This is a genomic window from Streptomyces sp. MCA2 (assembly GCF_023544705.1).
In the GTDB taxonomy this organism is placed as follows: Bacteria; Actinomycetota; Actinomycetes; order Streptomycetales; family Streptomycetaceae; genus Streptomyces; species Streptomyces decoyicus.
In genome coordinates this window covers 1-12,383 of record NZ_JAMJFM010000020.1, presented here as the reverse complement: position 1 = coordinate 12,383, position 12,383 = coordinate 1, and the positions used below count along the sequence as shown (strand labels likewise).

The window sequence follows — 12,383 nt, the reverse complement described above, 5'->3', positions numbered from 1 at the left end:
GGAGAGATTCCCGGTACGCCGGTGCCGGAAGCGGACCGCGTGCGCCGGTGAAGGGATCAGGCCCCGCTGTGCCGAGGCGCTGAATCCGCCCCCGGATCAACGGCAAGCCCGCTGCGGGGCCCGGGCGGGGAAGCCGCGCCTTGTGCCGCCTCCCGGCCCGCGAGAGGCCCGTTGAGGGCCCGTCGCGCCTTACGCCGGCGTCTGATTCGCCAGCGCTACCGACAGCTGCGCCGCGACGTCCTGGAGCACCGGCACGATCTTGTCCGTCGAGGCCTCGGTCACCCGGCCGGTCGGGCCGGAGATGGAGATCGCCGCCGAGGTGGGGGAGTTGGGCACCGGCACCGCGAGGCAGCGGACGCCGATCTCCTGCTCGTTGTCGTCGACCGCATAGCCCAGGCGGCGGACGTCGGCGAGCGCGTCGAGGAAGCGGTCCGGATCGGTGATCGTCTTCTCGGTCGCGGCGGGCATGCCCGTACGGCCGAGCAGCGCGCGGACCTCCTCCGGGGCGTGATGGGCGAGCAGGGCCTTGCCCACGCCGGTGGAGTGCGGCAGCACCCGGCGGCCGACCTCGGTGAACATCCGTACCGCGTGCCGCGACGGCACCTGGGCGACATAGACGATCTCGTCGCCGTCGAGCAGCGCCATGTTGGCGGTCTCGCCGGTCTCCTCGACCAGGCGGGCCAGGAACGGCCGCGCCCACGTGCCGAGCAGCCGCGAGGAGCTCTCGCCGAGCCGGATCAGGCGGGGGCCGAGTGCGTAGCGGCGGTTGGGCTGCTGCCGGACGTAGCCGCAGGCGACGAGCGTGCGCATCAGGCGGTGGATGGTGGGCAGCGGCAGTCCGCTGCTGCCGGAGAGCTCGCTCAGGCCGACCTCGCCACCGGCGTCGGCCATCCGCTCCAGCAGGTCGAAGGCGCGCTCGAGGGACTGGACGCCGCCGCTGGCGCCTGCGGGCTTGGCTTCGGCGGCGGAGGTGCTGGCGCTGGACGGCGGCACGTCGCGTTCCTTTCGGGGCGGGGATCGGTCTCGGCTGGGCTAGCGGGCGCCGGGCCCGACCGGAGAAGCCTACCGGTCCCCTTACGTTGACACACGGTCTCTCGCACACTCGTTCCCGCCGGTCAGGCCCTCTTTGTCCCACGGTATGAGCCGTCCGGCAAGCTCCTAGCCGCGAACCCTTGACGGTGCCAGTGGCCGTAGCTACGTTCTGCTGCGCGAAACCTACTGTCCATTCTGTGGAATCCTCCAAATCGCTGGAGAGTCATGCGCATTCTCGTCATGAACCCGAACACCACGGCTTCCATGACCGCCGCGATCCGCGCCACCGCCACTGCGGCCGCCGCCCCGGGCACCGAGATCATCGCCACCGAACCCCTGTGGGGACCGGAGTCGATCGAGGGCCACTTCGAGGGTTATCTCAGCGCCGCGGCCGTGCTGGACCGGCTCGCCACCCTTGAGATGAGCTTCGATGCGCTGGTCATGGCCGGCTTCGGTGAGCCGGGCAGGGAGGGCGCCCAGGAGCTGCTGGACGTACCCGTTCTGGACATCACCGAGAGCGCCGCCCAGATGGCGATGATGCTCGGCCACGCCTACGGCATCGTCACCACCCTCGACCGGGCCGTCCCGCAGATCCAGGACCGCCTGCTGACCGCCGGGCTGCTCCAGCGCTGTGCCGCGGTCCGCGGCACCGGGCTCGGCGTGCTGGAGCTGGAGCGGGACGTGGAGCGGACCGTCGAGGTGATCACCGAGACCGCCCGCGAGGCCGTCCGGGCCGGTGCCGAGGTGATCTGCCTGGGCTGCGGCGGGATGGCCGGGCTCCAGGAGAAGGTCGCCGCGGCGCTCGGGGTGCCCGTCGTGGACGGCGTCGCCGCGGCGGTGAAGTTCGCCGAGGCGGTCGTCGGTCTCGGGCTGACCACCAGTACGGGACGCAGCTTCGCGCCGCCCCGCCCGAAGGTCATCGGCTCCTGGCCGCTGAGCACGCATCTGCGCCCGTCCGCGGAGCGCGCTCGGAGCTCCCCACGTAACACCGAATTTTCCGCACAGACATCAGGCATCTGACAACTGGTCCCTAAACTCCACCCAACCTGCCTGGGAGGACACGTGACAACACCCCCGAAGCCCCCGCAGCCGGACCCGCGCCTCTTCAACGAGGACCTCGCGCCGGCCCCAGAGCGCAAATGGGGCACGTACAGCATCTTCGCGCTGTGGATGTCCGACACCCACGCCATCAGCAACTACGCCTTCGCGGCCAGCCTGTTCGTGCTGGGCCTGCCCGCATGGGAGGTGTTCGTGGCGCTGCTGGCCGGAATCTCGATCGTCTACTGGCTGATGAACCGCATGGGGCACGCGGGGCACCGGACCGGCGTTCCCTACCCGGTGCTCGCCCGCGCCAGCTGGGGCGTCTACGGCGCCAACATCCCCGCCCTGCTGCGCGCGATCATGGCCGTGGCCTGGTACGGCATCCAGACCTGGCTGGCCTCGACCGCCGTGGTCCTGCTGACGCTCCAGCTCGCGCCCGGCCTGGAGGTCTATCACCACAACTCGGTGCTGGGCCTGTCCACCCTGGGATGGACCGCGTTCCTGGTGATGTGGGGGCTTCAGGCCGTGCTGCTGACCCGCGGGATGGAGTTCATCCGCAAGGTCCAGGACTTCGCGACCGGCCCGGTGGTCTGGCTCGTCGTCCTCGCGCTCGCGGTCTATCTCGTCGTCAAGGCCGGCGGTGACATCTCGCTGACCCGCAGCCTCACCGGTCTCAGCGGCTCCGCGCAGGTCGAGCAGAGCCTGATCGCGGTCAGCCTGACCGTCGCCACGTTCCTGACACTGGTCCTCAACTACGCCGACTTCGCCCGCTTCACGCCCGACCACCGCTCCTACCGGCGCGGCAATCTGATCGGGCTGCCGGTGAACTTCACCGCCTTCGCGGTCGTCGCCGTCCTCGTCACCGCGGGCACGATCTCGGTCTTCGGCGAGGCGATCTACGACCCGGTGAAGGTGATCCAGAAGATCGACAACCCGGTGGTCACCGTCATCGGCGCGCTGGCCTTCATCGTCGCCACCATCGGCATCAATGTCGTCGCCAACTTCGTCTCGCCCGCCTACGACTTCGCCAACCTCGCGCCGAAGTATCTGGACTTCAAGCGCGGCGGCATGATCACCGCGGTGCTGGCCATCGTCGTCATGCCCTGGAAGCTGTACTCCTCGGCGCTGGTGATCCAGTACTTCCTGGGGGCGCTGGGAGCCTTCCTCGGCCCTCTGGTGGCGATTCTGCTCGTCGACTACTACCTGGTGCGCCGCGGCCGGATCGATGTCGATGCGCTGTTCTCGGCCGATGCCCGCGGTGCGTACTTCTACCGCAGGGGCTTCAATCCGAAGGCCGTCATCGCCTTCCTGCCGGCCGCCGCGGTCTCCGCCGCGCTCGCCCTGGTCCCGGCCTTCGACGCGGTGGCGCCGTTCTCCTGGATCTTCGGGATGGGGCTTTCCGGCGGGCTCTACGTCCTGGTCTCCGGCCGCGACCGGTCCGCGACGGGCACCGCCCCGGTCCCGGACGAGATCATCCCGTCGCAGGTCAGGGCGGCTATGGGGGAGGGGTCGGTGGTGTCAGGGGGAGCCGGTCCGGTCGGTGCGCCGGTGCCTGCGAAGGGGTCTTGACGGGCCGCGGTCCGGAGTGAAGACTCATTCAACAGACTGTTGAATTTCGCAGTCGTTCCTGCGCGCCTTCCGTGCCCCGGGCACCACGGCCTCCTCGGCGGCCGTGCAGCGCGCACGCCATCACGCCACGATGAAGACAGATACGAGGAGGGGACCGGGTGTCCGAAACAGAGCTGGTGCTGCGCTCCACACGCGTCGTCACCCCGCAGGGGACGCGCGCGGCGTCCGTCGTCGTCAAGAACGGCAGGATCGCCGCGGTGCTGCCGCACGACGCCGAGGCTCCGGCCGGGGCGCGGACCCGGGACTTCGGTGACGACGTCCTGCTGCCCGGCCTCGTCGACACCCACGTCCACGTCAACGACCCCGGCCGCACCGAGTGGGAGGGCTTCTGGACGGCCACCCGCGCGGCCGCGGCCGGCGGTATCACCACCCTCGTGGACATGCCGCTCAACAGCCTCCCGCCCACCACCACCACTGCCCACCTCGACACCAAGCGCGAGGTCGCCCGCAGCAAGGCCCATATCGACGTCGGCTTCTGGGGCGGCGCCATTCCCGGCAACGTCAAGGATCTGCGTCCGCTGCACGACGCCGGCGTCTTCGGCTTCAAGTGCTTCCTGTCGCCCTCCGGCGTGGACGAGTTCCCCGAGGTCGACCAGGAGCAACTGGCCGCCGCCCTCGGTGAGATCGCCGGGTTTGACGGCCTGCTGATCGTGCACGCCGAGGACCCCGGACATCTGGACGCGGCCCCCGAGCCGCACGGCGCCAAGTACGCCGACTTCCTCGCCTCCCGCCCCCGCGCCAGCGAGAACGACGCCATCGCCGGGCTGATCGCGCTCGCCAAGCGGCTCGACGCACGGGTGCATGTCCTGCATCTGTCCTCCAGCGACGCGCTGCCGCTGATCGCCGCCGCCAAGCGCGAGGGCGTCAAGATCACCGTCGAGTCCTGCCCGCACTTCCTGACCCTGACCGCCGAGGAGATCCCGGACGGCGCAACGGAGTTCAAGTGCTGCCCGCCGATCCGCGAGGCCGCCAACCAGGACGCGCTGTGGGAGGGACTGGCCGACGGCACCATCGACTGCATCGTCTCCGACCACTCGCCCTCCACCGCCGACCTCAAGACCGCCGACTTCGGCGCGGCATGGGGCGGCATCTCCTCCCTCCAGCTCGGCCTGCCCGCCATCTGGACCGAGGCCCGCAAGCGCGGCCACACCCTCGACGACGTCGCGCACTGGATGGCCACCGCACCCGCGGCACTGGTCGGACTCGGCCGGAAGGGCGCCATCGAGCCCGGCCGGGACGCGGACTTCGCGGTCCTCGCGCCCGAGGAGACCTTCACCGTCGACCCGCAGGCCCTCCAGCACCGCAACAAGATCACCGCGTACGCCGGCAAGACCCTGCACGGCGTCGTACGGTCCACCTGGCTGCGCGGGCGGCAGATCACCGACGGCGCCACCCTCACCGAACCCACCGGCGAACTGCTCGAACGGCCGCACCGAGGATGACCACCGCCGGCCTCCCCCACTACACCGGCGACGCCGGCCCGTACGCAGGCGGCGACCCCTACGCGGACTACCGCACCCCCGGCCCCGACGGCTTCCCCTTCACCCACCTCCCCGACCTCGCCGACCGGCGGCTGGGCGCGGGTGTGCTCGCCGCCCATGACGAGTTCTTCGCCGAGCGGGAGAACCTCCTGCGGCCCGAGCCCGCCCACTTCGACCCCGAGGCCTTCGGTCACAAGGGCAAGATCATGGACGGCTGGGAGACCCGCAGACGCCGCGGCACCGACGGTGCGCACCCGTTCCCGGCGGACGAGGACCACGACTGGGCGCTGATCCGGCTCGGCGCGCCCGGAGTGATCCACGGCATCGTCGTCGACACCGCCCACTTCCGCGGCAATTACCCCCAGTCCGTGAGCGTCGAAGGCACCTGCCGCGAGGGCTCCCCGTCGCCGGCCGAACTCCTCGCCGACGACGTGCCCTGGACGACCCTCGTCCCGCGCACCGCCGTCGGCGGACACGCCGCCAACGGCTTCGCCGTCGACACCGCCCGCAGCTTCACCCATCTGCGCCTCAACCAGCATCCCGACGGCGGCATCGCCCGCCTCCGGGTCCACGGCGAGGTCGTCCCCGCGCCCGGCTGGCTGGCCGCCCTGGGCACGTTCGACGTCGTCGCGCTGGAGAACGGCGGGCAGGTCGAGGACGCCTCGGACCGCTTCTACTCCTCGCCCACGCACACCATCCAGCCGGGCCGCTCCCGCACGATGGACGACGGCTGGGAGACCCGGCGCCGCCGCGGCACCGGCAACGACTGGGTCCGCTACCGCCTCACCGAACAGTCCGTGATCCGCGCGGTGGAGATCGACACCGGCTGCCTCAAGGGCAATGCGGCAGGCTGGGCAGCACTGTCCGGACGCGACGGCGAGCACGGCGAATGGACCGAACTGCTGCCCCGCACCCGCCTTCAGCCCGACACCGTCCACCGCTTCCTGCTCGCCGGCGCACCGCCCGCCACCCACGTCCGGATCGACATCTTCCCGGACGGCGGCATAGCCCGGCTGCGTCTGCACGGCTCACTCACCGAGGAGGGCGCCCGCCGGCTCGGCGCCCGCCACGACGAGCTGACCGGCTGACCGCGGCGCGGCGGCTCCTGCCGGCAAGGCCGGAGCCACCGGCCCGTTGAAGCCGCCGGCCGGCAGGAGCCGCCGGCCGGACCGGATCAGTCGGCGACCGAGTTCCAGAACATGAGTTCATACGCCTGGAGAAGGCGGCCGTAGCGGTGCGCCGTGGCCGGCTCCGCCTGGCGGGTGTCGAGTCCGTGCTGCACCGCCTCGCGCGCCTTCTCCGCGACGGCCGGTGACGGCTCGGCGAAGAGGCCGAAGAACCCACGGGCCTCCTCGGGGAAGGCGTAGTGCCCTCGCATCGCCGTCTCGACGACGGCGCAATAGCCGCCCCAGGCCGCGAAGTTGGCGGTCAGGGCGATCGCCACATCGGCCGGCTCGCCGCCCAGGGCGAGCCGCGCCGCATAGGAGGGGTACGCCTGGCAGCCGGGGCGCGGCTGATACTCCGCGATGTCCCGTTCGGTCAGCCCACAGGCATCCGCCAGCCCGGCCAGCCGCTTCATGGCCACCGTCTCGCCCTGGGCGAGCAGATCGAAGAAGTCGGCCACGGCCGGGTCGCCGTCCGCCCGCCGCGCCAGGTGCTGGAAGCTGAGCCGGTCGGCGGCGATCACCTGGTGCTGTTCGAGGGCGAAGGTGGCGAACACGGAACGCGGCGCCTCACCGGCCTCGATCCGCGCGACCAGCCGGTTGGCGCCGGGGTCCGGGACGAGTGCACGGACCGCGTCGTCCAGCACGGCGGCCGCGGTCGGACGAGGGGCATCGGGCGCAGATCGGGCCATGGGTCGGTCTCCTCCGGGGCGAGGGGCGGCGGCCAGGGCCTCAGAGTAGGGCGCACGGCGGAGACCGGGGGCGCGATGACGCGGCCGCCGGGAGAAAAGGCATCTCCCTTCAGCCCCTCGGTTCCCCTCAGTGCAGAATCACCTCATTGACCTCGGGGGACGCCGTTCCGTCCCGCCAGAGCAGGCGTACGGCCTCGATCGCCCCGTCGCCCGCCGCGAGCCGTGTATAGGCCCCGGACAGCGTGCCGAGCGTGCGCCAGGCTCCGCCCGTACGGACCTCGACCTCCGCCGCCCCGGCCGGTGCGCCCTGCGGCCGCAGGACGACCACGGACCGTGCCGCGCGGGGCGCGTCGGGCGTGCACTCCAGCGCCTCACCGGACTGCGCCGCCCGTGCCGCGCGATAGACGGTCGCCGGGTCACCGTCCGCCGCCGACCGCAGCGCGCTGCCGGCCTTCGCGGGCGGGCCGCCGGCCACCGTCACCGCATCGGCCCCGGCCACCGCGAACTCCCGCACCACCAGCCAGTTGTCCTGCGCCTGCGTGGCCCGTGCGCGGACGTACCGGGCCTTGGCACCGGCCGGCGGCTCGACACCGACCTCGGCCTTCCCGTCGAACGCGGCCAGCTGCTGCCAGTTCTTGTTGTCCGAGGAGTACTCCAGGACGCCGTGCCGCAGATAGTCGTCCGGGCTGCCGCTCCTGCCCATCGCCAGCCGGACGGTGCCCAGCGGACGCTCGGCATGCAGATCCAGCCCGACGAAGGAACCGGCCTTGGGCCCCGCGCCGCTCCAGAAGTACGTGGCGTCATCACCGTCGGTCATCCGGGAGACCGCGTTGTCCTGGTAGACCGACAGATCCGTCGCCCCCTTCGGCCGGCCCACGACGCCCAGCGCCCCTTCGTGCGCGGCCACCGCATCCTCGACGAAGGTGTCCAGCACCCCGTCCGCCACCAGCACCGGGACCTTCTTCCCCGACATGTCGACATACACGAAGGACTTGGCGTGCTTCACCAACTCCGGGATCCGCTGCCGCAGTTGCCAGGCCTTCGCGCCGTCACCCGCCCTGGTCGCCTCGATCAGCCGCAGAGCGGTACGCGCCGCGACGCCCCAGGCATGGGTCGCATCCAGCCACGGCTCGCTGTCCTCGACGAACCCCCGGTCGGCGAGCCGGTCCCGCAGCACCCCCGGCGCGTCCTGAAGGGTCCGCAGCACCCCGTCCAGCCGCCGCGCGTCCCCGTCCTTGCCGAACTCCGCGATGGCGGCGGCCAGTTCGGGTGCCTGCTTCGGGTTGAGTGACGAGGCGTAATGGGCGTCGGCGAAGGCCCGCAGCGCCCGTGCCGTACGGGCGTCGCCACCGGCCGATTCCTCGATCGCCGCACCCCAGGAGGCACGGGCGTCGTACGCCGCGTCGTTCCACGCGTAGTCGGCCACCGTGAACAGCGCGAGCTTGGACGCCGCGGGCTGGATCATCGGATTCGCGGTGATCCCCGCCAGCTGCTCCGGCAGCCCCTTCTCCCGGCCGTTGAACGGCCCGAGCAACAGCCGGTTGGTCACATAGTCATTGACCGGATAGTTGTCCCACGTCAGGATCCGGTGCCCGAACACCTCCCGGGCCTGCCGCGCCTGGGCGACGGTCATCGTCGGCGCGATCACCCCCACGCCCGTCCACTCGACCAGCACGTTCCCGTCCAGCTTGGTGGCCAGCGCCTTCTTGTACGGCGACGGCTTCACGTCGTAGTACTCGGTCGGCACCATCTGGAGCGGCTCGGCGCCCGGATGCGTGGCGATGAACTCCTGGTTGACGCGGTTGAGCAGATGCGCCTGTGCCGCCCCTGCCGCCCCGCCGCCGGTCCCGAAGGCGTCCTTGTCCGCCGCGCAGTTCCAGTCCGTGTAACTGATGTCGTCCAACGGCACCGCGAAGGTCCGCACACCGATGTCCCACAGTGTCTGGAACTTGGCGGTCAGCGCCTTGAGATCCGCGTCGGAGCTGTAGCAGACGGACAGCCCCGGGGAGAGCGCATAGGTGAACTCCACATGCCGCTCGTGCGCCCGGTCCACCAGCTCCTTGATCTGTGCCAGCTGCTCCGCGGGATACGGGTCACGCCACTTCTCCCGCAAATAGGCATCGTCCTTCGGCGAGTACACATAGATGTTCATCTTGTGCTCGCCGTAGAAGTCGAGTTGGTCGAGCCGGGCGTCATGCGACCAAGGAGTTCCGTAGAAGCCCTCGATGACACCGCGCAGCGGCGTGGCCGGCCAGTCCCGTACGGCGGTGCCCCGCACCTGGGCACCCGGCCGCTCCCGGTGGGGCAGCAACTGCCGCAGCGACTGCGCGGCGTAGTACGTACCGGTGGCGTCCTTGCCGGACAAGGCGATCCGCCCCTCGCCGACGGCCAGCGCATAGCCCTCGGCGGGCAGCCCCTCGCTGCCCCGCGCCCCCAGCCCCTTCAGCGCCCGCGCCGCGCCCGCACCGTCCACATACACCGTCAACTGCCCCTGCGCCGGGGCCCGCTGGGCCCGTACGACCCGGTCGGCACCCGCATCCTTGAGCGACTTCTCGACGACGGCCAGGGCCGGAGCATCGGCGTCCGGCCCGGCGATGACGGTCACGGACGGGGTGATGGTGACCAGGTCGGACCGGCTCTGAACGGAGCGGGGCGTGGGGGAGATGGAACGGGAAGCAGCCCTTCCGGGACTGTCCCCGGGGCCGTCATGCCCCGCATTCCCCCCGGCGCCCGGCGGCCCCGCCATACCCATCAGGGGGATCACAGCCAAAGCCATGGCCAACGCGGTGGCCGCCGCGGTGCGCGTACGGTGCATCCTTCGGTCCTCCTCGGTACGGCGAGGTGCAGGGACGAGACTCGTGCGAACCTTCGCGCCAGCACCCTTCACCTGCCCACCGCACCCGGGCAATGGACTTTCGAACCGAAGAGATGGACGTTGCCGAAGCCGAACGACCACCCACCCCACACCGAGCCGTTACGCCCGCCTTCACGAAGCCTTCCCCTACCCACTCACGGGAGGGGACGGGCCGGAGGCCCGTCACCGCACCCGACACCCACCCGCCCGCCGCAGGCGCAACAGCGAGAAACCCCCACGGCGGGAAAGCCGAAAACGTGGGCCGCAAGCAAAGCGCAGCGGAACGTCACCGCGTCTTGGCGACGATCACCAGAAAGCTCAGGAACGCCAACAGCACATGCGTCGCCACGACATAGATGAACACGCGCACATACAGCCCGCGCGGTGGCGTGTCCTCCTTGTAGCTCGATGCGGCGGGCGACGCCTCGGGGAGTGGCTCCGCTGACGGGGGAGCGGCAGGAGTGGTCTGATCGGGCACGACGTAGGGTCCTTCCTTCAAGAACGGCGCCGAGGGCTCACAGCCCGCGGCGCCTCGCGTCGTCGCCGAAGCACAGCTCGGCGGTCCCGCTTTGCAGCAACGTATGGACGAACAGCAGCTCGACCCCACCGTGTGAGGCGGCGGCGATACGGTGCGGGGTGAGCGAGTCGAAGTGCGCGGCGTCGCCCGGGTCCAGCAGATGCACCGCCGCGCCGAGCGTCAGCCGCAGCCGTCCGTCGAGGACGTACAGCCACTCCTCGCCCGGGTGCACCCGCACCAGATCGCCCTGGGCCCGCTGGGGCACATGGACCCGCAGCGCCTGCATGGCCCGCCCGGCGCCGCCCACCGGCCAGTACGTCCAGCCACCGGCCTCCGACGGCTCCGTACGGCCCGCTCGGACGATCGGGTCCCGCTCCGGCACGGTCTCGCCGAGCAGGTCGGATACCGTGGTGCCATAGGTACGGGCCAGCGCCAGCAGCATGGGCAGTGAGGGCTGCCGCTGATTGGTCTCCAGCCGCGACAGATGCGCGGGCGAGAGTCCCACCAGCCGGGCCGCGGTCTCCAGCGTGAGACCACTGCGCTTGCGCAGGTCACGAAGGCGCGGCGCGACGGTGGACAGATCCTCCGGCGGAGTGCCGGAGGGCTCGTCGGGGAGCTCGGTCATATCCCCGGTATAACGACACTTCGCCTCTCAGGCAAAAGATTTGCCTGAGAGGCAAACGCATGCGGTGCGGGGCGGCCGCACCTCCCGGCGCTCCGCCCTGAGCCCTCAGTGGCTGCTCCCCTTGACGCGCAGGGGGCATCCCTCCAGCGATGCCATCGGGCCGGTTCATCGGGCCGTTTCGCTGGGCCGTTTCGCTGGGCCGGTTCAGTCGGGCAGTGCCACGGTGAGGTCCACCTCGACGAGCTGTCCGGGGAAGGCCAGCTGTGAGATGCCGAGGAGGGTGCTGGCAGCGCTGAGGGCCGGAGCGAGGGGGGAGTCGGTGAGCCGTCGCCAGGCCGTCCACAGGACCTCGGTCTCCTCGCTGCACACATAGATCACCGTGCGCAGCACGTCCTCCGGCTTGGCTCCCACGACCGCCAGGGCGGTCAGTGCGTTCGCCGCGACCTGGTCGATCTGCCGGCCGAGGTCTCCGTCGCCCACGAGGTCTCCGTCGCTGTCCAGCGGGCACTGGCCCGCCAAGTAGGCCGTCCGGCCGGCCTCGACGACGGTGATGTGGTGGTAGCCGGGCGTGGCGTGCAGTTGCTCGGGATTCATGCGGGTGATCTTCGCGTTCATGCCCCGGAGTCTCATGGGCCTGCGACGGCCATGCAAGCCGAATTCTCACGGGTCGAGACGATCAATCCTGTTTTGGTGCCCTCCGGGGGGTGGGTCGGGGCGCCGGCGCCATGCCGGTGGGACGCAGGTGCAGTATGGGGACGATTGGGGCGGTTGGTGGGTGTGATGTGGTGAACTCCCTGCAAACTTCGGCCCGTTGGGATTGACAGGATCATGTCTACGCGCGTCATTCTGGTGGGCATGAGAATCCCCCCACGGATCACCAGGATCGGCGCCGCCGGCGCCCTCGCTTCGGCCCTTCTCATCGGCGGGACCGCGGTCGCCGCCACGCCTGCCGTCGCCACGACCCACACGGCCACCTCGTACGCCGCGGCGGCGCACGTCACGTCCGTGCACGTCCAGGACGTCGGCAACGTCTGCTACTCCAAGTTGCCTTCGCAGGCCCACGACACCCTCGACCTGATCGCGAAGGGCGGGCCCTACCCGTACCCGAAGGACGGGACGGTCTTTGACAACCGGGAGGGCATCCTCCCGTCCCAGAGCTCCGACTACTACCACGAGTTCACCGTCATCACGCCGGGCTCTCCCGACCGCGGTGCGCGACGCATCGTGGCCGGCGAGAAGAAGGACGAGGACTACTACACCGCCGACCACTACAAGACGTTCGATCTCGTCGACCGCAGCTGCTGAGACCGACGGCCGAGCGGCCGAAGAGCAGCACCACAACCGAACAA

At 70.9% G+C, this 12,383-nt stretch carries 11 protein-coding genes; 5 read left to right on the top strand and 6 right to left on the bottom strand.

All coding sequences use genetic code 11. From position 1 onward, the window contains the following. Nucleotides 1-189: 189 nt before the first annotated feature. Nucleotides 190-993 carry an IclR family transcriptional regulator gene (locus M8I34_RS18440; protein WP_250050519.1) on the bottom strand — a complete coding sequence of 268 codons (804 nt, stop codon included), beginning with the start codon at nt 991-993 and terminating at the stop codon, nt 190-192. Between the two features lie 264 nt (nt 994-1,257). Here M8I34_RS18440 and M8I34_RS18435 point away from each other — a divergent pair, with 264 nt between their 5' ends. The 4 genes from M8I34_RS18435 to alc all read left to right on the top strand — a co-directional run bounded on the left by M8I34_RS18435 (nt 1,258) and on the right by alc (nt 6,271). Further along, a complete protein-coding gene (locus tag M8I34_RS18435; RefSeq protein WP_250050518.1) occupies nt 1,258-2,052 on the top strand; it encodes an aspartate/glutamate racemase family protein in 795 nt (264 codons plus the stop codon). A gap of 42 nt (nt 2,053-2,094) precedes the next feature. Continuing rightward, nucleotides 2,095-3,642: an NCS1 family nucleobase:cation symporter-1 gene (locus M8I34_RS18430; protein ID WP_250050517.1), complete on the top strand. Its 1,548-nt coding sequence runs from the start codon at nt 2,095-2,097 to the stop codon at nt 3,640-3,642. A 158-nt stretch (nt 3,643-3,800) separates the two neighbouring features. Beyond that, complete coding sequence (gene allB / locus M8I34_RS18425) at nt 3,801-5,144, top strand: allantoinase AllB (RefSeq protein ID WP_250050516.1); 1,344 nt, start codon at nt 3,801-3,803, stop codon at nt 5,142-5,144. Then, entirely contained in the window at nt 5,141-6,271 is a 1,131-nt protein-coding gene (gene alc / locus M8I34_RS18420) for an allantoicase (protein ID WP_250050515.1), read from the top strand. Before allB ends, alc begins: the two co-directional genes overlap by 4 nt. Before the next feature lie 86 nt (nt 6,272-6,357). On the opposite strand, the gene M8I34_RS18415 is transcribed toward alc, so the two are convergent. The 5 genes from M8I34_RS18415 to M8I34_RS18395 all read right to left on the bottom strand — a co-directional run bounded on the left by M8I34_RS18415 (nt 6,358) and on the right by M8I34_RS18395 (nt 11,649). Beyond that, complete coding sequence (locus M8I34_RS18415; protein ID WP_244417997.1) at nt 6,358-7,038, bottom strand: transcriptional regulator; 681 nt, start codon at nt 7,036-7,038, stop codon at nt 6,358-6,360. A 127-nt stretch (nt 7,039-7,165) separates the two neighbouring features. Then, nucleotides 7,166-9,853 carry a beta-N-acetylglucosaminidase domain-containing protein gene (locus M8I34_RS18410; protein ID WP_250050514.1) on the bottom strand — a complete coding sequence of 896 codons (2,688 nt, stop codon included), beginning with the start codon at nt 9,851-9,853 and terminating at the stop codon, nt 7,166-7,168. Nucleotides 9,854-10,178: 325 nt separating this feature from the next. Further along, on the bottom strand, nt 10,179-10,370 hold the full coding sequence (locus M8I34_RS18405) for a DUF6126 family protein (RefSeq protein WP_250050513.1): 192 nt from the start codon (nt 10,368-10,370) through the stop codon (nt 10,179-10,181). 37 nt (nt 10,371-10,407) lie between these two features. After that, nucleotides 10,408-11,034: a helix-turn-helix domain-containing protein gene (locus M8I34_RS18400; RefSeq protein ID WP_244417994.1), complete on the bottom strand. Its 627-nt coding sequence runs from the start codon at nt 11,032-11,034 to the stop codon at nt 10,408-10,410. Between the two features lie 204 nt (nt 11,035-11,238). Further along, the gene (locus M8I34_RS18395) at nt 11,239-11,649 is read right to left on the bottom strand and encodes a RidA family protein (protein WP_250050512.1); all 411 of its coding nucleotides are present in this window, start codon (nt 11,647-11,649) and stop codon (nt 11,239-11,241) included. Between the two features lie 240 nt (nt 11,650-11,889). Between M8I34_RS18395 and M8I34_RS18390 the strand changes: the two genes are divergently transcribed. Beyond that, complete coding sequence (locus M8I34_RS18390) at nt 11,890-12,339, top strand: ribonuclease domain-containing protein (RefSeq protein WP_250050511.1); 450 nt, start codon at nt 11,890-11,892, stop codon at nt 12,337-12,339. Nucleotides 12,340-12,383 lie beyond the last annotated feature (44 nt).

Excerpts from the sequence above, each read along its gene's own strand:
- alc (WP_250050515.1), top strand. The coding sequence starts at position 5,141 with ATGACCACCGCCGGCCTCCCCCACTACACCGGCGACGCCGGCCCGTAC.
- M8I34_RS18410 (WP_250050514.1), bottom strand. The coding sequence starts at position 9,853 with ATGCACCGTACGCGCACCGCGGCGGCCACCGCGTTGGCCATGGCTTTG.
- M8I34_RS18400 (WP_244417994.1), bottom strand. The coding sequence starts at position 11,034 with ATGACCGAGCTCCCCGACGAGCCCTCCGGCACTCCGCCGGAGGATCTG.
- M8I34_RS18395 (WP_250050512.1), bottom strand. The coding sequence starts at position 11,649 with ATGAACGCGAAGATCACCCGCATGAATCCCGAGCAACTGCACGCCACG.
- M8I34_RS18415 (WP_244417997.1), bottom strand. The coding sequence starts at position 7,038 with ATGGCCCGATCTGCGCCCGATGCCCCTCGTCCGACCGCGGCCGCCGTG.
- M8I34_RS18435 (WP_250050518.1), top strand. The coding sequence starts at position 1,258 with ATGCGCATTCTCGTCATGAACCCGAACACCACGGCTTCCATGACCGCC.
- M8I34_RS18390 (WP_250050511.1), top strand. The coding sequence starts at position 11,890 with ATGAGAATCCCCCCACGGATCACCAGGATCGGCGCCGCCGGCGCCCTC.